A 21,706-nucleotide genomic window follows, 5' to 3' on the forward strand; every position below is an offset into this window, starting at 1 on the left:
GCCTCCGGCTCGCGCCGGTCGGCAGACTCGTCTGCGGGGTACAGCCCGGCCGGTCCTCGGCACTCAGTCAGTACGGGAAGGCCGCTCGATCATCGTGACGACGCCGCTGTGACCGTCGCCGCCGTGCCCGGTCCACCGCATCACGCCGAAGAGTTGGCCGACGGCCGCGTCGTCGGCACCGCGGCTGCTGACGTCCACGCCACGTCGAGCGCGAAGCCCAGGTCCTCGTGCTGGAAGGCCGCGGAGACGCCCGGAGCGCAGTCCCGCGGCTCCGGCTTCCTCCGTTTGACGTCGAGCACCAGGATCCCGGCGAGACCATCCGCCAGCACGTCGGGCACCGCGGTCAGCCGGCCTGATCCCAGTGGACCCGTGTGGCGCACAGGGCGTCTGCCGAGCACGCGACCCGCGCCTTGGAGAGGTTGCCGCACGGCGAGTTCCTCCCTCGCGACGGACTGCCCGGCGGCCGCTCGTTGCAGGCCACCCCGGACGCGGTGTCCCGCTTCTGCGCCCACCTCCGGCTGGCCCAGCCGGGTCGGAGTGGGCCGCGGCGGTAACCGGGCCCGCTGGGGACTCTCGTCACGGTTACCGACACCACCCGGATACCTCCGCAGGAGTCCGGGGAACAATCGCCCCACATGACACAACCGGAGGCAGCCTTGAGTGGCGACGAACAGGCACGGGAAGACGTGCTGGCCGTGGAACGGAGGCGTGCGAAGGCCATGGTCGAGGCCGACGCCGCCACGCTCGCGGAGCTCACCGCGGACAGTTACACCCATGTGGAGAGCAGCGGCGTGGCCCGGACCAAGGAAGAGTTCCTGCGGGGGTTGGCAACAGGCGAGTACCGGTTCGAGTCCTTTGTCGTGGACGAGAACCGGGTACGCGTCTACGGCGACACGGCCGTCGTCACAGGGCGCTACCACAACGACATTCGTACGCCGGAGGGTCTCCAGCCGACCAAGTACGCGCTCCACACGCGCGTCTACGTGAAGGCACACGGCAGATGGCTCAACGTGGCGCACCAGGCGACCGAAGCACGGCCGGAACGGGGTCCTTCGGCGGGTACGGGATCGAAGCGGGACTGAAGCCGGCACCGGTCCGGGCACGGATACCGGAGCCCGTTCCCGTTGCCGTCCAGGTACCGGCCGAAGGGATCGCCGGGCCAGGCCAGCGGCGGCCCGCTCAGCGGGCCTTCAGCGGCGCCAGGCCCGCCGGCAGGCCCTCCATCGGGTCCTGCACGATGTCGATGATGCTGGGCCCGGGCTGGGTCAGGGCGTCCTCGATCGCGGGCAGGAGGTCGGCGTCGCGGGTGACCCGCGTTCCGTGGCCTCCGAGCATGCGTGCGAACGCGCCGAAATCCGGGTTTTCGAGGAAGACGCCGAGGTATCGCTCGTCGTGGGCGAAGCGCTGCCGGTCGCGGGTATTGCCGTAGGCGAAGTTGTTGACGATGAGGCTGACGACGGGGATGTGTTCCCGCACGCAGGTCTCGAAGTCCTGGGCAACCATCCAGAAGCTGCCGTCCCCGCTCAGCGCGACGACGCGTTCCTCCGGCCGGCTCAGAGCGATCCCCATCGCCGCGGGAAAGCCCCACGCCATCGCCCCGCCCGCGGAGCCGTAGTAGCTGCGCGGCCGGTCGAAGCCTACGTGGCGTTGGATCCAGGGGCCGAACGTGTGGACGTCCTGGACGAGGACCAGGCCGTCGCGATCGGCGAGTTCCTGTACGGCCCGCGTCAGGGTGGCGGACGAAACGGTCCCGGAAGAGTGTGGTGCTGCGGGGAGCACAGCCGCGTCGTCGTACTCCTTGCGCAGCGCTTCGCGCCGCGCTCTGCGCCGCGCCGCCCGGGCCGGGTCCTCGGCGGACAGCGGAGCCAGCGCGGCGACCAGCGCACGTGAGGCGGCGACCGCGTCGGAGACGAGAGCGACCCGCGGCGGGTAGACCCGGCCGAGCTCGACGGGATCAATGTCGACGTGCACCAGATCCGCCGCGGGCGGCACGATCGTCCACCGCTTAGTGGTGAACTCGGAGAAACGGCAGCCCAGAGCCACCACTACATCCGCGTCCCGCACGATCTGGTCGGAGACCTCGTGTGCGCCGTACCCGAGGGCACCGAGGAAGGCGGGGTGACTGTTGGGCACGGCGTTCTTGCGCAGCCACGTCGTGACGAGCGGGGCCCCGGCCGTCTCCGCGAGGCCGAGGTGGGCCTCTGCGTCACCCCCGCCACCGCCGACAATGATCACGGGCCGTTCGGCGGACGCCAGAAGCCGTGCCGCCTCCGTGATGCCGTCGTGGTGGGGAGCCGGTGGGTAGACGCGTGCCCGTGGGCCGGGCAGCTGTGTGACAGGCGCCTGCAGCACGTCGAGCGGCAGGGAGACCACGACCGGGCCGGGCCTGCCGCTGATCGCGGTGCGGACCGCGCGCTGCAGCAGCTCCGGGATACGGTCCGGCTGGTGGATTTCGACGGCCCACTTGCACACGGACCGGAACACGGACACCACGTCCATCTCCTCGAAGGAGCGGCGCTCGGTGATGGAGCCAGAGACCTGTCCGATCAGGACAAGCATCGGGATGGATTCGTCGTGGGCGTTCTGCACGGCGACGGACAGGTTGGCCGCTCCCGGGCCGCGGGAGGCGAGGCAGACGCCCAGCTGTCCGCCGGCGCGCGAGAAGCCGTCGGCCATGAATCCGGCGACCTGCTCGTGCCGAGTGGACAGATAACGCACGGCGTTCTGCCTGGCCAACGCGTCGATCAGGTCCATTACCGTGGTGCCGGGCAGTCCGAAGACGTGGGTGACGTCTTCCGCGGCGAGGCACTCGACGACGAGATCGGCGCCTTGACGTGGCTGGTCAGACAAGAACGTTCACCGCCTTGAGCTCCGTGTAGCTCAGCATTTCCTCGATGCTCTCCTCACGGCCGATGCCGGAGGCCTTGGTACCGCCGAAGGGCATTCCCCAGAAGTGTCGGGAGGAGCCGTTGACCCATACGTAGCCGGCCTCGACGCGGTCGACGAGGGAAAGGGCCGTCGAGACGTCGCGCGTCCAGATGCTCGCGGTCAGCCCGTAGTCCACGCCGTTGGCGATCGCGACGGCCTCGTCGAGGTCGGTGTAGGTGAGGACCGACATCACGGGACCGAACACCTCCTCCTGCGCGATCCGCATCCCCGGCCGCACGTCGGTGAAGATCGTCGGCTCAAGGTAGTGCCCGCGGCCGAAGCCCTCGCCCTGCGGCCGCTGACCGCCGTGGAACAGGGTGGCACCCTCGGCCAGAGCCACGTCGATGTACTGGAGCGCCTTGTCGTACTGCGCACGAGAGGCAAGCGGGCCCATCTGCGTTTCAGGTGCGACGGGAGAGCCGATTCGGATCGCGTCGACCCGTTCGCGAACCAGGGGAAGGACCTTCTCGGCGATGGACGAGTGCAGCAGCACCCGGGAGGTCGAGCCGCAGGACTGGCCGGCGGACCAGGCGAAGTTCATGCCGTTGACGATGCCGGTGGCCGCGGCGTCCAGATCGGCGTCGGGACAGACGATGAGGGCGTTCTTGCCACCGAGTTCGAGGCTGATGTCCTTGACGCCGACCTCGGCCGCATCGCGCTGGATGAGGCGGCCCACCCTCTCGCTGCCGATGAATCCGATCCGCCGGATCAGCGGGTGGCGCACCAGAGCGCTGCTCGCGGCGGGACCGTCGCCAGTGATGGTGGAGAGCACGCCCGGCGGCAGGATTCCGGACGCGATCTCGGCCAACCGGAGCGCGGACAGCGGTGTGATGTCCGAGGGCTTGAGCACCACGGCATTCCCGGCCATCAGTGGCGCTGCGATCTTGGCCGCCGCGAAGAAGAGCGGGTGGTTGAAAGGCACGATCCGTGCCACAACTCCGAACGGGGAACGCCGTGTGAAGTGCAGGTTCTCGGGTGAGGCGGGGACTGTGGACCCGCCCAGGTGAGAGGCGAACCCGGCGAAGAGATCGAGGACCTCCGCCCCCCACGCCACGTCGTTGCGCATCGCGCTCACGGGATTGCCCGAATCGAGCGCGTCGAGCAGTGCCAGTTCCTCGGCGTGCTCGCGTACGGCCTCGGCCAGTGCGCGCAGCCTCCGGGCCCGCTCCCGTATGTCGAGAGCGCGCCATGAGGAGACGGCGTCGGCACCCGCGCGCACCGCTTCGTCCACGTCCGAGGCCGAGGCATCCGGTGCCGCGGCGAGCGGTGCCTCGGTGGCCGGACACTCCACGTCGTAGGTGCGTCCGCCGTCCGCCTGGCGTGAACGTCCCCCCACGATGAGGCGCCAATCACGGTCCGCCACCGCCGCGACCGCTCCTTCGGGCCCGCTCGCTCCCGCCACGACTTCTCCTCTCACAGGAATGAATCTCTGCTCTGCAGAAGGAAAGTAACTCCACTTGTTGCAGGCGGTCAACGCCTCCGGCATGTTCAGACGGTGGTATCCCGAAGAGATCCGCTTGCCTGAGAAGCTCTCTGCAGATCAGATGGACGGCGCGCTTGCGGGAGAGCGGGCGCCGGAGGGCCGTTCATCGTTTCTCGGGGCGAGGACAGCCGGGGGGAGATGCGTTCACGAGCCGCGGGGCCGGCCACCGCCGCGGTGTCGGACGCTCCTGACCGCGCCGTCGCCGGACACCTGCAGCACGACAGTCCCCGCAGTGCTCGTGAACGCATCCGGCCCGGACCGCTCTGCCCGTGTTCCGCCGAGCTGAATGCTGCGACACGCGACCGGCAAGCCGGACTAAGATTTCTGCTATGAAGAAATCCTCGTCCCCGGATCAGCAGCTCACCGCGGGGTCCCGGCCGCAGTACCCCATCGAGTCGGTCGACAACGCCATGCGGATCCTGCTGCTTCTGGGCGAGCGCAGTGAACTGCGCCTCACAGAGGTGGCGAAGTACCTCGGGGTCGCCTCCTCGACGGCGCACCGGCTGCTCGCCATGCTGCAGTACCGGGGCTTCGTCCGGCAGGACGACCGCTCGAAGGCCTATGTGCCGGGAGCCGCGCTGACTGGTGTCGCGTTTTCGATCCTGCAGCGGTTCGACGTGCGGGATCCGCTTCGGCCGTTCCTCGAAGAACTCCACCGCGAAACCGCGGAAACAGTTCACCTGAGTGTGCTCGACGGCACTACGGTGCGGTTCATCGACGCCATCGAAAGCCCCAAGGCGGTGCGGGTGGCCTCACGGCTCGGCCGGTCCATGCTGGCTCATTGCACATCATCGGGTAAGGCGATGCTCACGACTCTGTCGACCGAGCAACTCCATCAGCTCTACCCGGAGGAGGAGCTTCCGGGACTCACCGAGCACTCGATCCGCAGCCGCAGCGACCTGGAGCGGGAGATTGCCGCCATCCGTCGACGCGGTTATGCGACGAGTTCGGAAGAGGGAGAGGAGGGCGTCTCCTCCGTCGCGGTGGCCTTCCCTGCCGAGTTGCCCTCCCTCCGCCTCGCCTTCAACACGGCTGTCCCGGCCGGGCGCATCAGCCGGGCCGACACCAAGCACATCGGTGAGCTGTTGCGTGCCACCGTCGACCGGGCTTCACAGGTTCTGCTCTGAGCCGCCCGTGCCGTGTGACGGTGGCCGGCAAGAGACCGTGCCGGTCGGCCGCAGCCTGACGGTGCTGGGGGTCAGCGCGGCAGAGCGTCGGCGACGGTCCTGATGTCGGAGTGGTCGCGCACGGACAGGCCGGCCGCCTCCAGCAGGTGCGCAAGGGTCTCCACCTCGTTCTTGTGCGGCTTCGGCATGGGCGACCGCATCAACGGGCTGTCGATGAACCCACGCAGCCAGGTCGCGATCTTGTAGCGGACGTGGAGGCGGCCCCACTCCGCGTAGACGAACTCGTGCAGGGCCATAAGTCCTCCCCCGAGCCAGATCTTGCGTGCCGTGTCCAGGTCTCCGGCTCGCCACGCGGCGATGTGCTTGAGCATCGGCTCAAGGGCGTAGTTGAACGAGCCCGTCACTGTGCCGTCGAAGAGATCCATCGCGAGGTTCTCGTGAAAGTTCACGGCCGTGGCACCGAGCACGGCGACCTTCCGGTCCGCGTAGGCGCAAGCAGCCGTACGCGGCCAGGATGGCCCTCCGATCGCTGTCATCGCCGTCGTCGCCCCTGAGGGGCACCACCCCGAGAGGTACGGCAAGGACCTGGTGAACGCGGCGACGAGACTGGCTCGCGCCGTGCAGGCGTGACGTTGCCGACCTGTAGGGTTCGATACGTCGACCCGTGAACCCCGAGCCGTGCCGGGCGGTCCGCATGGCCCGGCCCCTCACAAAGTGCCGCAGCGCCCTCGGGCTCTATGTCCCGAGGGCTTTTCCGGCGGACCTCCGGCGGGCTCAGACGTCCAGGCGGTCCAGGGCGAGCGTCAGACGGCGCGGCTCGCCGCCGTCCGTGCGGTCGTTCGTACCCACTCCGAGGTAGTGGCGGCTGACGTCGTCGTCCTCCAGAAGGCCACGCGCGGGACCGCTGTGGGTGATGCGGCCGTTGGACAGCACGATGCCCTGATCGGCCGTCCGCAGTGCAGCGGCCGCGTTCTGCTCCGCGATGACCACGGTGGTGCCGTCGGCGGCGAGCCCGCCGACGACATCCATGATCTGGGCGACGTAGCGAGGCGCGAGGCCCAGGGACGGTTCGTCCAGCAGCAGGACGCTCGGTCGCCCCATCAGTGCCCGGCCGATGGCGACCATCTGCTGCTGCCCTCCGGACAGCGCGCCGGCCCGTCTGCCCGCGAACTCCCGCAGCACGGGGAAGAGTTCGAAGACCCGCTCCAGCTGAGAGCTGTTGCGCTCCGCCTCACGGCGTGAGCGGTGGGCTCCCATCCAGAGGTTCTCGCCCACCGTGAGGTCGTCGAAGAGGTGGCGGCCCTCGGGGACCAGGCGCAGGCCCCTTCGCGCGATGTCGTGGGCGCGCAGGCGGGTGGTGTCCTGCCCCAGGACGCGGACGGTGCCGGCCCGGGGCCGGGTCACTCCCGCCAGGGTGCGCAAGAGCGTGGACTTTCCCGCGCCGTTGGCCCCGATCAGGGCCAGCACCTCTCCCCCGGCCACCCGGCAGGAGACGTCGCGCAGGGCGCGGGTGGCACCATAGCGGACCTCCAGGCTGTCGATCTCGACGGTCATGCCGCGGCTCCCAGGTAGGCCTCGATCACTGCCGGGTCGTTGCGGACGGCGTCCGGCGGACCGTCGGCGAGGACCCGGCCCGCGTCCAGGACGAGGATCCGTTCGCTGACACCGGCGACGAGGTCCATGTTGTGCTCGATGAGGACGAGGGCGATTCCCTCGGCGTGCACAGCCCGCAGGGCGTCGGCGAGTTCGACGGTCTCTGTGTCGTCCAGTCCCGCGGCGGGTTCGTCGAGCAGCAGGATCCGCGGCCCTCCGGCCAGTCCGCGGGCCACTTCCACCAGCCGTTGTGCTCCCGCGGGCAGTTCCGCGGCCGGGCGCTCGGCGAACGGGTGCAGGCCGAGGAAGTCCAGAAGGGCGTCGGCCCGCGCGCGCAGCGCCCGCTCCTCCCGTCGGGTGCGTGGCAGGCGCAGGCCGTCGGAGAGGAAGCCCGCGCGGGTGAAGCGGTGGGCGCCGAGCATGACGTTGTCCCGGACGGACAGCAGGGGGACCAGGCGGGCCGACTGGAAGGTGCGCAGCAGCCCCTTCGCCGGCAGTCTGTGGGGGGCCAGGCCCGTGACGTCCTGGCCGTCGAGCCGCACCGTGCCCTCGTCGGGCGTGGTGAATCCGGTGACCAGGTCGAGGAGGGTCGTCTTGCCGGCTCCGTTCGGGCCGATGACGGCACATGCGCTGCCCTCCCCCACGGTGAAGGAGACGTCGTCGACGGCGGTGATGCCGCCGAACCGGCGGGTCAGCCCGGTGACCTCGAGCAAGATACTCATCGTGCCTTCCTCCAGGGGGTGAGTGACGTGGCCGTCCCCCACAGGCCGCGGGGGAAGTAGGTCATGACGCCGATGAGCACGAGACCGGCGACGAGCGGCTCCCACCGTGCGAAGGCCTGCCCCGCCTGCGGCAGGCCCTGCAGGACGAGGGCCCCGATCAGCGGCCCCGCCAGCGTTCGGGCGCCGCCGAGAGCCAGCATGATCACGATGCTGAACGCCACGGTCACGCTGATGACGTCGGGGGACATGAACCGCAGGTAGAAGGCGTACAGGCTGCCGGAGACCGAGGCGAAGACCGCCGACGCCACGAACGCCTGGGTCTTGTAGCGCGCGGTGTTGATGCCGAGCATGGCGGCGGCCGGGCTGTCGGCCGCGATGCTGGTCAGGACCCGCCCGGTCTGGCTGCGCCGCACGTTGGCCGTGAACCAGGCGCCGAGCGCGCAGACGGCCAGCAGGACGTAGTAGTTGGCACGGTCGGAGAAGACCGTCCAGCCGCCCAGCTGGAGGCTCGGGATGGCCACCAGTCCCGACGGGCCGCCCGTGAGATCAGGCAGTCCGGAGGCGAGCGACTCGGTGATGACGGCGAGGCCCAGCGTGGCGAGGGCCAGGTAGTAGCCTCGCAGCCGCAGCAGGCTCCCGCCGAGCAGGGCCGCCACCAGCGCGCTGCCCAGTGCCATGACGACGGTGGCGACGGTGGTCGGCCAGTGCAGGCGCAGGGTGAGCAGCCCGGCGCCGTAGCCGCCCAGTGCCATGAACAGCGTCTGGCCCAAGGACACCTGTCCCGCCAGGCCGGTGAGCACGTCGAGTCCCAGAACGGCCAGGAAGAAGATGCCCACGACGACGAGAAGACCGGTCCAGCCCGGAACGACGAACGGCAGAACGGCGGCCACGGCCACGCCGGCGGCCGGCAGGACCGCCCTGGGCAGCCGCCGCGCCTCGTCCTGCGGCGGCGCGGCGGCCGTGCCGGCCGTGCTGCCGAGTCGTCCGGGAAGGCTGGGAGAGCTCATCGGCGCACCTCACTCGTCTTGCCGAACATCCCGCTCGGCCGGAACAGCAGAACGACGATGAGGGCGCCGATCGCGACGACCTCCGCGAGCTCACTGCTGATGTAGCGGGCGAAGAGGGCCTGCAGCAGGCCCAGGACCAGGCCGCCCGCCACCGCGCCGGCGCTGCTGCCCAGGCCGCCCGCGACGGCCGCGATGAAGCCGGCCACGGCGTACGACGTCACTGTGCTGAACTGCAGGAACGTCACGGGTATGACCGTGGTTCCGGCGAGTGCGGCCATGGCGCCGGACAGGCTGAACGCCACCAGCCGCACCCGGTCGGTGTTGACCCCCGTGAGCGACGCGCCCAGCGGATTGCTGGCGGTGGCCCGCATGACGGTGCCGAGCGCCGTGCGGTGCAGCAGCAGCCACAGCCCGGCGACCGAGACCGCCAGCGCGCCCACGATCCAGTAGTACTGCGAGTTGATCCGGACTCCCCCGACGACGGTGGTGCCCGAGGGCGGAAACGGGTCCATGGTGTACGGCAAACTGCCCCAGACCACGAGGAGCAGGCCGCCGATCGCCTGGAGCAGTCCGACCGTGACCAGGAGCATGCGGTCGGGCGTGGTGCGCCGCGCACCAGGCGTGATCACCAGGCGGTCGATCACCGCCAGACCGCCTGCGAACAGGATCACGACCAGTGCCGCGACGGCGAGTTCGGGCAGGCCGGTGTGCTGTTCCAGGGACACCGCCGTCAACGCGGCCAGCACGACGAATCCGCCCTGGGCCAGGTTGATCACCCGGCTGATGGAGTACACGAGCGTCATGCCCAGTGCGATCAGCGCGTAGACGCAGCCGTCGACGAGTCCCGAGAGCACGATCTGCAGTGTGTCCGACACGGCATTACCTCCCTGCGTAGGTGAAGCCGCCGCGGGTGGCCCGAACGACGGCGACGTCGTCCACGGTCAGGCCGCGGTGGTCGTTCGGGCCGAAGGTGTAGGTGCCGAGGACACCGTGGAAGTCCGCGAGCCGCTCCAGCTCGCGCACGGCCTGCCGGGGGTTTCCCTCGGCCCGCTGCAGTGCCCTGGCGACCAGCAGCACGGCGTCGTAGGCCACGCCCGGTCCGAAGTCCGGTGTCTCCCTGAACCGCTTGCGGTACGCGGCCTGGTAGTCCCTGACCCGGTCCGCCGCGTCACCGTTGACCTGGTCCCCCCAGAAGTCCCGGGTGGCCGGCACCAGGAGTGTCCGTGGTGTGTACGAGGCGATGCGCTGCATGAAGGTGAAGGTGAGGTTGGCGTCCGTGGTCGCCACCGGCAAGGTGTTCCCTGCCTCCTTGAGCCCCTTGAAGGCGACGCCCGCGGCGGCTCCGCTCGCCCACACGACCAGAGCCTGCGGCCGCCCTCCGGTGGCGATCTGTATCTGCGAGGTGACGGAGATGGCACCGGGGTCGTAGTCCGCGACTCCGGTCAGGCGCATGCCTTCCGCCCCCGCCACGGCCGACCGCAGGGCGCGCGCACCGTCGATCCCGCTGGCGTCGGTGGTGTGCAGCAGGCCGATGCGGGTGATTCCCCGCCGTTGCCAGTAGCCGACCAGGCGCTCGGCGAGAGCCTCCGTCGAGGCGCTGGCCGACCACGTCGTCGATCCCGCTGCCGGCCGGATGCCCGGAGACAGGCAGTAGTCGATGATGCGGGCGCTTGTCGTCAGGGGCGCAGCGGCGTTGCAGGCACCCGCCACGGAGGGTCCGACGACAGCGTCCGCCCAGGAGAGCATCCGGCGGGTCGCGAGCACGGTCTGCGATGGGTTGCTCTGGTCGTCGGAGGCCCGGAGCTCAAGCCGGTGTCCGCCCACCCCGCCTGCCGCGTTGACGGTGTCGACCGCCAGCTGCGCTCCTTTCAGCTCACCGGCTCCCAGCTGACTGGCGCTGCCGGTCTGACTGGTGATCAGCCCGATGGTGTAAGAGCCGCTCTCGGAGGCGGAGACGCTGCCCCCGCACCCGGTGCACCAAGTGGCGAGCAGCATCAGTAGTAGCGAGGTTATGGAGGCCTGACGGCTCATGCGAGACACTCCCGATTTTCCTCTTTGCAGAATTGCTCTCTGTCCTACAGTGAAGCTGGAGGGAGGTCAATACGTCGGAGCCGTCCCGTTCCGCGAGCACGAGGAAGTGCGATGCTCGACCGCCACTGATCGGCCCCAGCTGATTGATGGGCGTCCGGCGCGTGCGTCCGAGTCAGGCGAGACAACAGGGTGGGACGGGACCGGTATTCGCTCCGTTACGGCTCCGCCCCGCATCTGAGCCGTGCTCGCCCACCGCCGGCCGTACCCTTGCACCGGTTGCATCCTGAAGAGTTGCAGGGATGAGCGCTCATCAGGCCTGCGTCTGGAAGGCGACTTCAGGTCCGGCGACACCCTTGCCGGACGGGCTACCGCTCCACCATCGGGGCCGAGCGGAAGCGGCACGGCAGGTAGGCCGCCAGCCCCCTTTCTGCCTGACCAGGGAGGTGACCCTTTCACGACGACCGCGATGTGACACATCGCGCCAGCACGCTCGGCCTCCACGAAGTCCGTGACGTCGCCGGGGCCGAAGACCACGCTCTGACCCACGGCCTTGAGATTCGAGTCGACGGTGACCTCGCCGTTCGCCGGACGGGCGTCAGCGAGCCTCCGGCGGGCCGGTCTCCGCTCGGGACAAAGCCGAAGCAACGGAACCAAGTGCCGGTGGTGACGTCGGCGCCCAAGGCCGTTGCGACACGGGAGGCCTGCCTGCCGCCGCGGGCGAGTTCCCCTTCGGCATGCCGCCGACAGTCAGGACCTTCTTCTGCGGCAGACGGCTTTGATCTCTCCGGGGAACTCCATGCCGACCGGTCCGGCACAATCAGGAGTACAGGCCAGGCCGCCTCCGGCTTCCTCCTGGCTCCCTCCATGTCGAGGAACGTGGCGGCGGGACAGATTCCCGGACAGGCCTCAAGGGCGGCCTCGTGTCCGGGGTCCGTGAAAACAGCGACCGCGAACCCCCTCGCCGACTCCACAGACGCAGCATCGCGCTCCTTTGCGTGCGCACGGCCTTTGCCCTTGATGAATCGGCGGACCGAAGCCCTTGCTCACGCCTGAAGTGACGCCGGTGATGACGGCGCCGCAGCCATGGCTGGATTCATGCATGCCGAGGCTCCCGTCCGGGGCCGCTCATCGACTCATCGACAGTCCTGGACGGAGCCCAGCGCACCCCTGCAGAGGGGAACTGGTGGTATCGGTCGCGCCGGTCAGGCGAAGACGGGAGCAAGATCGAAGTAGACGCGGTAGTCGTCGAAGAGGCCCGAGTCGTCGACGTGCCAGATGACGGCGACGGGGATGGTGACCGTGCGACCGTCCAACCGGTCGTAGTCAACCGACAACTCGATGATGGTGTCGGCACCGTCGGCCCACTCCCTGAGAACGGTGTGGCGAAGCCCCTTGATCGTGGTGAAGAAGTTCTTCACGCCAGCCTCGATGGCCTCGGGACCTGTCATCGGCTCACCGTTGGCGAACCGCATGCGGCCACACGACGCGAACAGCCGGCCGAAGCCCGCGGCGTCACCGGAATCGACCAAAGCAAACACATTCTTGGTGAAGCCACTGCTCATAACGTTTCTCACTTCGTTAGTACTGGATGCGACGGCGGCACACTCCCGCACGGTCTTGCGTGCGGCGCAGACCGCATCGCGGCAGACCGCCTCCATACGCCCGGCGAAAGCCTTTTCCGCCGGGCGTTGCCGAGGACTCCCTGGCTGCGCCCTGACGGACGCAGTGCACCCGCCGCCCGAGGCAGCAGGTGACGGCTTCGCACATCGGACGACTCACGCGCGCGACGTCCCGCACAAGTCCATCGCCGAACCGCGGGGCACGGTGGAGTCGCCGACGACGACGCTGGAGCAGAAGGGTCAGATCCTGCCGGCCAGGCCTTCCCCTACCCCCTCCGCCGTCACCATAAGGACCGGCCTGATGCCATCGTGCGGCTCACTTCACTCATGACGTCCCCTACGGTTTCGAAGCCCACCGGCCGTCACGCTGTTTTCGGTCAGCAGCGACCCGCAGTGGTCAAAGTGTGCACACATAAGGGTTCGACGTAAAGAGTTCAGAACACACTCATCCAGCCTGAGACCCGCCTCGCCCGCACTGTGCATGCAGTTGAACCTCGAGTTACGCATATCACGCAAGGGCCAGCAAAGTTCGCGACACCGATAAACGAGACACCGCCCCGCATCCACCGGCTCGATGCGCTCACGCAGGAGCGCGACCGGCCTCTATCCCACCGTCCTTGGCGCTGCGCGATCCGCGCGTGACGTCGCCACTCATCGACACCTCAAGTGTGAAGCGGCCCGAGGACGGACCCGCCACGGCGCCAACTCCGATTTAGGCGCTCTGTCATGGTTCAGTGTTTCTTATTGTTTTTTATTGCTATTTGACGGATTCTGACACTTCGTGGCCTGTTGGCGGTGTGCTTTGCCAAGCTGGCGGGCTCCCTCTCCTACGCCTGGTCGCCCGAACCCGAACGCCCCTTCGAACTCACGGCGCGCGGGACCGAACCCCCGCCAGCCCTGACCAGGACGGCGGACCGCGGCCTCACCAGCGACACCGGGTACGTCAAGGTCACGACCACTGTGCAGGTCGACTACCAGCGGTCATCTCGACCGTCCGGGGCCGGGTCGGCGAAACGGTGACGGTCCAGCTGGGTGTGCGCGGCAACGGACCCGGACGGCCGTTGAGCGCGGGAGACACTGGGCCGCTTCGAGGTGGTGCCTCCGGAAGGCACCACGGTGACCTCCATCCCGTTCACCTTCGATGGCGATGGCAACGATTGGGCATGCGCGCCGCCGCAGAAGCAAGGCGGGGCGTTCGTCTGCAAGATCGGCTACGACGGGTTCTCGAGGTACTGCACGAAGGAGGGACGACCGTCATCGGGTTCAGGGTCCGCATCGACCGCCAAGTCCCCGGTGCGAAAGGCACCGTACGCACGTCCAACCCGTTCGACCGGACCCCAGGAAACGACGAGGCGGTCATCCCCCTGGCCGCGTCCCCCGCGCTGCCGCCCCAAACGTCCCGCGCGAGCACGGTGATCTGGACCGCCGGGTCCGCCGCGGGGATCCTCGTGACCGTCACCCTGGCGATCGCCCTCCGGCGCCGTAGCAGCAGCGCCGACGACGCGGACTCCTGACAGGTCCCCGCCGACGAAGGCTCATGTGCCCAGTGGTCACCGGGGACATGAGCCTGGGACGTCCGCGTTCCGCACAGAGACGGAAGGCCGTCGGGCGGCAACCGGTTCTCAGGGCGTGAGGAATTCGGCGATCTCTGTGCGGGCCACGATCAGGTCGGCCGGCTCCTTCCAGCGTTCGACAAGACGGGCCCCCGGCACGGCGGAGGCCAGCAGCAGGGATGTGCTGAGCGGGTGGTAGAGGTTGTCCTCCTGCAGGACCATCAGAGGCGTCCGGATCGTCGGCAGAAGTGTCTCGGGCACGCTGAGCAGCACGTCGTCGACGCCGTAGAGCGACTCCCGGTAGGCCGCCCACTCGGCCGGCCCCGCCTCGGGGTGCTGGGGAGCGAGTTCGGCCGCCCAGTCGTCGAAGATCTTCCGGAAACTGTCGCGGTTGTTGTCGAGGCCGTTCGGCGCAAGGATCACGGCACGCTCGAACCGCTCGGGCGCCTCCTGCAGCAGCCGCAGGATGAACGGGCCACCGATGCACATGCCCACCACATGGCAGCGCTCGATCCCAAGATGGTCGAGCAGGCCGAGCTGGTCCTCGGCATAGGTGCCCCAGGTCTCGCTGCCGGTCACCTCGGCCGTCGAGGCGCCCGCGTTGCGCTGGTCCATGGCGATCACACGGTGGGTGGCGGCCAGTTCGGTGATCGGACTCCACGGTGCCCGGGCCCAGACGGAAGCCGCCGATCGCATGCCGCCCGGACCCAGTGCGAGTACCGGAAAGCCCGATCCGTGCTCGGTGTAGTGAATCCGCGCGCCATCGCTCTGGAAGAAGGTCATAAGACTCTCCGCGAAGTAGTTGGTCGGTGGGGAGAACTCTGTCTCCGGCACCCTGGTCTCACGAGTTCGGCGACCACGCGGGGCCGGTGGACCGCATGGCTCACAGTCTGATGTCGGCGAGCCACTGGTCGGCGGTCCGCGGGGTGATGCCGAGCAGTGTCTGCGCGGACCGCTCGGACGCGATCGCGAAGTCGGGCACTGTGGCGAGCAGCCGGTAGAGCCCTGCGACGCCAGCCGCGGGGCCTGCGCCGATCAGCGGGGCCAGCATCTCCCCGAACTCCTCGGGCGTGATCGCCTGGTAGGTCACATCGCGGCCGAGGCGTCCACCGAACGCCTCCGCCAGGTCCGCGCCGGTGATCGCCGGAACCTGCCCGACACCGACCAGGCCGGTGACCTCGGGGTGGTCGAGCAGGGCCGCCACAGCGGCATCCGCGACATCCCGGTGGGAGACCCAGGAGACCGGGAAGTCGGCACGGAGCGGGAACCGCAGTACGCCCTGTTCCCGGACGACCGCGCCGATGGGCGGCAGGAGCAGGTTCTCCAGGAACAGCCTCGGCGTGAGCACCGTCCAGGACAGACCGCTGTCCTCAAGCCCGGCGACCATGGCCGCCACCGGGCTGTCGGCCGGCTGCTGAAGCACGCTGCCGGGCAGGTCGACGACGGGACCGCTGGTGGAGAACACCACGCGGCCCGGCCGTGCCTCGCGAAGGGCCGAGAGGATGTTGTGCACGTACTTGCGCACGTCGTCCTTGTCGCCCATCGGTAGATGCACGAACACCCCGTCGGCACCACGGTAGGCACTGACCAGCTGTTCGCTGGACGACAGGTCGGCGGCCATCACGCGGGCGCCTTCGATGACGGCGTCGGTCTTGCGGGTCAAGGCGGTCACCGGCTTGCCCGCGGCAACGAGGGCAGCAACGACCGGGGCGCCCTGGGCGCCAGTGGCGCCATGAATCACGTAGCTCATAATCCCTATTAGTGCACACACTGCATCAGTTACTTCAACTGCACCGAGCTGCATTACAGTCGCCCGCATGACCAGCCCCACCACACTGCCCCGCTGTGGAGTAACCCGTTTTCTGCGGCTTCTCGACGGCCCGTGGGCCACTCTCATCGTCAGGGAGCTGCTTGCCGGGCCACACCGCTTCACCGAGCTACGCAGGGCCCTTCCAGGCATAAGTGCACACACATTGACCAGTCGGCTACGTCAGTTCGAGACGTATGGCATCGTCACTCGCACCGCTTTCCCCGAGATCCCACCGCGCGTCGAATACGCGCTCACCCCGTTGGGCGAAGGGCTGTACGACGTACTGGAAGCCATGGCGGCATGGGCCATGGCGATTCCCGACCCCACACCCGCACCCGTGGGTGCGAAGCAGCCATAGGCAGCCCTGGCCCCCCTGGACGACGTCGGCGCCCGACCTGCAGGACGGAGACCAACACCGCCCTGCGGGTCGGTCGAGCACCAGCCGGCGGCCGAGCCGCGCTGTTCCGCTCAGGGCGCTCCGGAAATCCGGCTGGACCGGCCGGTGGGCGGGTCAGACAGCGTGGACGGGAACTTCTTCCTCGCGGTGCACCTGCTTCTTGGCGTTGACCGCCGTGACGGTGATCAGCAGCCCGCCCAGGAAGAACACGGCGGCGACGGTGAACGCCGTGGTGTAACCGTGGGTGAGCGCCTCGGCCGCCTTGCGGACAAGCGGCCAGTTCTTCATCGCGATCGCCTGGTAGAAGGTGTTTGCCGCCTGCGGCAGCCGGTCGTCGGCGGCGGAGGCGGAGATGGTCGACAGCACCGCGAGCCCGAGCGCCCCGCCGACCTGCTGGGCGGTGTTGAGCAGTGCCGAGGCTATGCCGGTGTCACGGTGTTCCACGCCGCTGACCGCGCCCAGGGTCATGGGCACGAAACTCAGGCCGAGGCCGAGTGACGTCACGAACATCGCGGGCATCAGGTGTGTGGCGTAGGAGGAGTCCACCTTCAGGGTACTGAACCAGAACATGCCTGCCGCACCGACCAGCAGACCCGGCCCGGCGATGGCACGCGGCGGCAGCTTGGCGATCAGCCGGGAGCCCGTGGCGGCGGCGAGCGCCATGCCGAAGCTGAACGGCAGGTAGGCGAACCCGGTCTTGACAGGGCTGTAGCGGAGAATCTGCTGCATGTACAGCGTCAGGAAGTAGAAGGTGGCGAACATGCCCGCACCCAGGAACAGCATCGTGCCGTAGGAACCGGAGCGACTGCGGTTCCTGAACAGGCGCAACGGCAGCATCGGGTTCTTCACGGTCGTCTGCAGCGCCAGGAAGGCCACCAGCAGTACGACGGCCGCGGCGAAGGAGCCCAGCGTCAGGCCGTCGGTCCAGCCGTGGCTGCCGCCGCGCATGATGCCGTACACGAGAGCCAGCAGGCCGCCGGTGCCGGTGACGGCGCCCGGTATGTCGAGGCGGCCCGGGTTGCGTGCGCCCTCGGCGAGGACGGTGGTACCGGCCAGGACCGCGAGGCCGATGGGGATGTTGACGAAGAAGACCCAGCGCCAGTCCAGGTAGTCGGTGAGCACGCCGCCGAGAAGGAGGCCGACCGTGGAGCCGAGGCCGGCCATGCCGGCGTAGACGCCCATCGCCTTGTTGCGGGGCTTTCCTTCCGGGAAGGTGGTCGCGATCAACGAGAGCGCGGTCGGTGCGGCGATCGCGGCGCCGACGCCCTGCAAGACGCGCGCGCTGATCAGCATCCCCTCGTTGGGTGCCAGTCCGCCCAGCAGGGAGGCGAGGGTGAAGATGGCGATTCCGATACGGAACATCCGTCGGCGTCCGAAAAGGTCACCACTCTTGCCGCCGAGCAGCAGCAGTCCGCCGAACGCGAGTGCGTAGGAGTTGACGATCCACGCCAGGTTGGCGGCAGAGACGTCGAGATCGGTCTGGATGCTCGGCAGAGCGATGTTCGTGATCGTGCCGTCGAGCACGACCATCAGCTGAGCTGCAGCGATCACCGCGAGGGCCAGCCCCAGGTGGCGGTGGGTCCCGCCGGGGGGCGCGGCATCGCGGTCGGTTGCCGGTGCGCTGTGAGTGGACATACGTCTCGCTCCAGGGGAAGCGTCAGGTTCGGACACCGAAAAATATACAACCGTTGAGAAATTTTCTCACGGGGTGTCCCACAGCAGCGTGCAGCGGGCCATAATCGCACCGTAAACGGGACGAAGCGAGGCAGGTACGCGCCCCATCCCGCTTCGATGACCGCCGAGGGACGCTTCGGGAGGCCAGGGCTTCGTCTGGCCCAACGATGAAGCCGACGGACACCTCCCGGCCCCCGGCGGGCGTCAGAAAGTCTCCATCGCAGCCCTCTGGCTCTCCCCGGTGCAGTCCACGTCACCGGAGCATCCGGTCCAGCTCCCCACAAGTCCCTGCTCAGCGGAACGGGACGGGGCCGGGGGTGCGCCGCCCCAGCCCCCGGTCATGCTGGTGCCCCGTCACGGCCACCGGCCGTGCGCCATGGCGGTACGGCCGGGATCGGTCGCCCCGCCGTACGCGATCACTGCGACCGACTCATGGCCGTCCGCGGCGCCGAAGCCCGGCCACGGACCGAACCGGCTTCGCGATCACGAAGCCAGTGGTCGCTCACACACCTCGGCCAGAGCGTCGACGACGTTCAGCTCCGCCGCTTCCGGATGGCACCGCCGTTCGGAAGGAGGGGCCGGCTCGTCGACAGAGGCAACACGATGCAGGCGGGGCGGTGTTTTCCAGGCGGGGGTGTCACGAGCGCCGACCGTGCCCACGACGGGGCTCAGCGCTCGGCGGCAGAGCCGCCCCCCGGAGCAATGAGCTCGCGTATGACCGGCACGATGATGCGCAGGATGTCCTCCAGGTCCGCCTGAGCCAGGTCCGGCATGCCCAGCAGATGCCGTTGGCTGGCGATGCCCATCATCATCGCGCTGCTCAGCGCGGCGCGCAGTCGGGCGTCGGGAGCCCCGACCCTGGCTGCCACAGGGCCGACGACCTCGGCGGTGATATGGCGACGAAGGATGCCGGCCGCCTCCTCGCTGGTCATGCTGGAGCGGAGCAGGACGGCCATGGGACTGTCGGGGTCGGCCGACCAGGCGCCCAGCATCCCGCGCAGGTAGTTTTCAACAGTGCGGGACGAGTCCTCGGTGGTGAGTTCGTCGATGGGGACGTGCCAGTGGACGGCTTCACGGAAGAGCCCCTGCTTGGTGCCGAAGTACTGGATGACCGACGACTTGTCCACTCCGGCTTCCGCCGCAATGGCCCGAATAGTGGCGCGCTCGTAACCGACCTGAGCGAACCTGCACCGGGCCGCTTCCAGGATCCGCCGACGGGTCCTCTCCCCCTTGCGCTCACGGTGCGGTACGCCGCCCACGTCGTCGGCCCTGGTCACGCCCCTGCTCCTCTCCCGCTTTCGGCATCGATGCTACAAGCGTCCAGCTCGTCGACCGACACGGCGGCAGATCACTGATCATGTCAACTGAATTCGAAACAAGCAGGTGTTTATCCAGTTTTTTTGTGATTGGGCACGGTGCACATGTCAGGGCTGCATGGTGGCGCCGATCGCGGAGTTCTTCGTGTTACTGAGGAAGGTCGTGGAGGGCAGCCTTCCGTCGGTACCTCGCGGACCGGTCGTCGAGGCGGAGTCTGTGATGCGGAGCACCGCCATCGTCCAGCCCGACTGCTGCCAGGAGTTGTCCGCCTGTCGTGTCCGGCCGCCCAGCCAGTCGTCAGGATGGTTCGCCAGCGCGAGGTTGTGCTGCAGGACTGCGGCGGAGGAGACGAAGGCGAAGCCCGCCGCACCGTTACGGAAAGCCGTGTCATTGGCCAGCTGCGCGGTGCCGGCACTTCCTGTCTCGGTGAATCCGAAGCCGGCGTTGTCCCAGGCCGCACTGTTCGAGACGGCATGGGCGACCTGAAGGCCTGCGTCACCGCCGAGTTTGAATCCGCTTCCCCCTCCGGAGAAGGTCCGGAAATCCCAGCGGTCGACGCCGTTACCGAACGCCCAGGTGCGGTCGATGGTCACGGCGTCGGCGAATCGGCTGAGGTCCACCCCGTCACCCGAGTTGTCATAGATCCGGCATCCCTGGATTCGGTTGCCCGTCCCGGTGCCGTCGTTGAACACCACTCCGTTGACGTGTCCGCCGGTGGTCCCGGACTCATGGTTGTCGAAGAAGTCGCTGTTCAGGATCAGGTTGTCGTGCGTTCCGGTGCCGTGGAGCCACAGACCGGTGTCGCCGTTGCCGTGAACACTGAGCCGGGCGAAGACACTGTCATGGCAGGAGGCACAAACGTAGGGGTGAGCCGGGGCGTTGACAATCTCCAGGCCCTGCACCCTGAGGTGACCACCGCTCTGGACGACGAGCGAGGTACCGGCCGGGAGCCGGGACCCGTCGAGCACGGGATGCTCGTTGCGGTAGTTGCTCACGGTGATCCGGCGATGGGCGGTGCCGGAAGCCTTGAGGGTGATGGTGGCCCTGGGGTGATAGGTGCCTCCGCGGACGGCGACCGTCTGACCGGGGGCGGCCTTGGAGACAGCTCGGGTCACGGTGGCGAAGGGCCGGGCGAGGGTGCCCGGATTCGTGTCGTCTCCGCCCGGAGCGACGTAGTAGTCCGCTGTCGTCAGGCCCGAGTAGGCAGGCGACGCGGTGGACGGTGAGGGGGCCGCCGGTTCCGTAGCCGAGGGGCTGGAGATCCGGCCCGGCAGGTACGGGGCACTGGCTGTCGCGGCCGGGCTCTGCTCCGCCGGGTCGGTACGGGGGCTGGACGGGGGGCCCAGATAGACCGCGGTGCCGATGACGGCGGCGAGGGCCGCGCCGCCGCCGATGGCGGCCGACTTCGCCGAGGCCGGGGCCAGGGTGTGTCGGAGAGCGGTCAGCAGGGAGGACACCGGGCCGGTGACCGCGACGTGGTGGGCGACCATGTCCGGGATTCCGGCCGTCAGTGCGACCGGGACCGTCAGTGCACTGATCCGGATCGGGGCGTCGTCGATCGATCGCCGCGCGCGGGTCGCGGCCGCGCATCGGGCGCATCTCTCGACATGGCGGCTGAGTTTGGTCAGCAGGCGCCCTCCGGCCGCAGGCCCGGCGGTGTCCGCGAGGGACTTCAGCTCGGCGCATCGCGGTTGCGCGCGCCACGCGTTGAGCACGCCGACGGCGAGTTCGAGTCTGGCCTTCATGCGCTGGATGCGCACGGCGGTGTGGGGGACGCTCAGCCGCAATGTGTCGGCGACCTCGGCGCGGGTCAGATATCCCGCGGTCTCCTGCCACCACAGGGCCATGGTCTGCCGCTGATCGTCGCTGAGCCACTGGCTGGCCTCCAACAGGACGTCCCCGGCACGGGACAGGGTGTGCCGGTCGATGGCGCGGTCCGCGATGTCCCCGGAAGGATCGGGGACATCGATCTCCTCGGAGAGCGGCCGCACATGGGCCAAAGTGAGTTTGCTGCGCCGTCCGCGGTCCTGGATCTGACGGATCGCTATGGCCAGGATCCAGGGGCGGAACCGTTCGGGTTCACGGAGCTGGGGCAGCGCTCGCATGGCACGGAGCATCGTCTCCTGGACGACGTCGTCGACATCCGTGTGCCCGTGCAAGCCTCGGCCGACGATGTTGTAGACCAGCGGCAGACACTGGCCGAACAGGGCGGCCTGCGCCTGTGGGTCACCGGATCGGGCCGCGTTGACCAGGTCGGTTCCGTACAACTCGGCAGGTATGTCGGCCGTTTGGGGTCTGCCTGAAACCTCGCGCATCGCATCCTCGTACCGTGATCTCCAGGGGATGGCGGCTGATGATGGCACGGGCCGCTGGATCCGCCAAGCCGGGCCCGGACGGATGCAAGTTGCCTGAAACCCGCGCCGGAAACGTGTTATGACCTCCGGG

19 protein-coding genes are annotated in these 21,706 nt (G+C 68.9%); 4 read left to right on the plus strand and 15 right to left on the minus strand.

What is annotated here, in order from left to right; genetic code table 11:
- Window positions 1-140: 140 nt before the first annotated feature.
- A complete protein-coding gene (locus tag AB0D74_RS45725) occupies window positions 141-329 on the minus strand; it encodes a hypothetical protein (protein WP_362600837.1) in 189 nt (62 codons plus the stop codon).
- A 327-nt stretch (window positions 330-656) separates the two neighbouring features.
- Between AB0D74_RS45725 and AB0D74_RS45730 the strand changes: the two genes are divergently transcribed.
- On the plus strand, window positions 657-1,082 hold the full coding sequence (locus AB0D74_RS45730) for a nuclear transport factor 2 family protein (protein ID WP_362600840.1): 426 nt from the start codon (window positions 657-659) through the stop codon (window positions 1,080-1,082).
- 97 nt (window positions 1,083-1,179) lie between these two features.
- Here the strand turns inward: AB0D74_RS45730 and AB0D74_RS45735 are convergent, their stop codons facing one another.
- Together AB0D74_RS45735 and AB0D74_RS45740 are read right to left on the minus strand one after the other, a co-directional pair.
- Window positions 1,180-2,850, minus strand: a complete 1,671-nt coding sequence (locus tag AB0D74_RS45735; RefSeq protein ID WP_362600843.1) for a thiamine pyrophosphate-binding protein — start codon at window positions 2,848-2,850, stop codon at window positions 1,180-1,182.
- Window positions 2,843-4,291, minus strand: a complete 1,449-nt coding sequence (locus AB0D74_RS45740) for an aldehyde dehydrogenase family protein (protein ID WP_362600846.1) — start codon at window positions 4,289-4,291, stop codon at window positions 2,843-2,845. Before AB0D74_RS45740 ends, AB0D74_RS45735 begins: the two co-directional genes overlap by 8 nt.
- A gap of 449 nt (window positions 4,292-4,740) precedes the next feature.
- On the opposite strand from AB0D74_RS45740, the gene AB0D74_RS45745 reads away from it, so the two are divergent.
- The gene (locus tag AB0D74_RS45745; protein ID WP_362600849.1) at window positions 4,741-5,538 is read left to right on the plus strand and encodes an IclR family transcriptional regulator; all 798 of its coding nucleotides are present in this window, start codon (window positions 4,741-4,743) and stop codon (window positions 5,536-5,538) included.
- A gap of 71 nt (window positions 5,539-5,609) precedes the next feature.
- Here AB0D74_RS45745 and AB0D74_RS45750 read toward each other — a convergent pair whose 3' ends face one another.
- The 7 genes from AB0D74_RS45750 to AB0D74_RS45780 all read right to left on the minus strand — a co-directional run bounded on the left by AB0D74_RS45750 (window position 5,610) and on the right by AB0D74_RS45780 (window position 12,453).
- On the minus strand, window positions 5,610-5,987 hold the full coding sequence (locus AB0D74_RS45750; protein ID WP_362600852.1) for a hypothetical protein: 378 nt from the start codon (window positions 5,985-5,987) through the stop codon (window positions 5,610-5,612).
- A gap of 325 nt (window positions 5,988-6,312) precedes the next feature.
- A complete protein-coding gene (locus tag AB0D74_RS45755) occupies window positions 6,313-7,092 on the minus strand; it encodes an ABC transporter ATP-binding protein (RefSeq protein WP_362600855.1) in 780 nt (259 codons plus the stop codon).
- The gene (locus AB0D74_RS45760; protein ID WP_362600858.1) at window positions 7,089-7,853 is read right to left on the minus strand and encodes an ABC transporter ATP-binding protein; all 765 of its coding nucleotides are present in this window, start codon (window positions 7,851-7,853) and stop codon (window positions 7,089-7,091) included. The genes AB0D74_RS45755 and AB0D74_RS45760 overlap by 4 nt, the downstream gene beginning before the upstream one ends.
- Entirely contained in the window at window positions 7,850-8,860 is a 1,011-nt protein-coding gene (locus AB0D74_RS45765; protein WP_362600861.1) for a branched-chain amino acid ABC transporter permease, read from the minus strand. The genes AB0D74_RS45760 and AB0D74_RS45765 overlap by 4 nt, the downstream gene beginning before the upstream one ends.
- Entirely contained in the window at window positions 8,857-9,735 is an 879-nt protein-coding gene (locus AB0D74_RS45770) for a branched-chain amino acid ABC transporter permease (protein WP_362600864.1), read from the minus strand. Before AB0D74_RS45770 ends, AB0D74_RS45765 begins: the two co-directional genes overlap by 4 nt.
- Before the next feature lie 4 nt (window positions 9,736-9,739).
- Window positions 9,740-10,855, minus strand: a complete 1,116-nt coding sequence (locus AB0D74_RS45775; RefSeq protein ID WP_362600867.1) for an ABC transporter substrate-binding protein — start codon at window positions 10,853-10,855, stop codon at window positions 9,740-9,742.
- Window positions 10,856-12,093: 1,238 nt separating this feature from the next.
- Window positions 12,094-12,453, minus strand: a complete 360-nt coding sequence (locus tag AB0D74_RS45780; protein ID WP_362600870.1) for a nuclear transport factor 2 family protein — start codon at window positions 12,451-12,453, stop codon at window positions 12,094-12,096.
- Between the two features lie 846 nt (window positions 12,454-13,299).
- On the opposite strand from AB0D74_RS45780, the gene AB0D74_RS45785 reads away from it, so the two are divergent.
- Window positions 13,300-13,530, plus strand: a complete 231-nt coding sequence (locus tag AB0D74_RS45785) for a hypothetical protein (RefSeq protein WP_362600873.1) — start codon at window positions 13,300-13,302, stop codon at window positions 13,528-13,530.
- Window positions 13,531-14,132: 602 nt separating this feature from the next.
- On the opposite strand, the gene AB0D74_RS45790 is transcribed toward AB0D74_RS45785, so the two are convergent.
- Together AB0D74_RS45790 and AB0D74_RS45795 are read right to left on the minus strand one after the other, a co-directional pair.
- Window positions 14,133-14,759 carry an alpha/beta fold hydrolase gene (locus AB0D74_RS45790; RefSeq protein WP_362600876.1) on the minus strand — a complete coding sequence of 209 codons (627 nt, stop codon included), beginning with the start codon at window positions 14,757-14,759 and terminating at the stop codon, window positions 14,133-14,135.
- Window positions 14,760-14,946: 187 nt separating this feature from the next.
- Window positions 14,947-15,867 (minus strand): NmrA family NAD(P)-binding protein, encoded by a 921-nt coding sequence (locus tag AB0D74_RS45795; RefSeq protein ID WP_362600879.1) that lies wholly within the window; start codon window positions 15,865-15,867, stop codon window positions 14,947-14,949.
- Window positions 15,868-15,880: 13 nt separating this feature from the next.
- Between AB0D74_RS45795 and AB0D74_RS45800 the strand changes: the two genes are divergently transcribed.
- Entirely contained in the window at window positions 15,881-16,231 is a 351-nt protein-coding gene (locus AB0D74_RS45800) for a helix-turn-helix domain-containing protein (protein WP_362600882.1), read from the plus strand.
- A 153-nt stretch (window positions 16,232-16,384) separates the two neighbouring features.
- Here AB0D74_RS45800 and AB0D74_RS45805 read toward each other — a convergent pair whose 3' ends face one another.
- From AB0D74_RS45805 to AB0D74_RS45815, 3 genes are all read right to left on the minus strand, one after another.
- Window positions 16,385-17,905, minus strand: coding sequence for an MFS transporter (locus tag AB0D74_RS45805; protein WP_362600885.1), 1,521 nt, complete (start codon window positions 17,903-17,905; stop codon window positions 16,385-16,387).
- Window positions 17,906-18,612: 707 nt separating this feature from the next.
- The gene (locus AB0D74_RS45810) at window positions 18,613-19,221 is read right to left on the minus strand and encodes a TetR family transcriptional regulator (RefSeq protein ID WP_362600888.1); all 609 of its coding nucleotides are present in this window, start codon (window positions 19,219-19,221) and stop codon (window positions 18,613-18,615) included.
- A gap of 147 nt (window positions 19,222-19,368) precedes the next feature.
- Window positions 19,369-21,528 (minus strand): sigma-70 family RNA polymerase sigma factor, encoded by a 2,160-nt coding sequence (locus tag AB0D74_RS45815; protein WP_362600891.1) that lies wholly within the window; start codon window positions 21,526-21,528, stop codon window positions 19,369-19,371.
- Window positions 21,529-21,706 lie beyond the last annotated feature (178 nt).

The organism is Streptomyces sp. NPDC048278, from assembly GCF_040652195.1.
Lineage (GTDB): Bacteria > Actinomycetota > Actinomycetes > Streptomycetales > Streptomycetaceae > Streptomyces.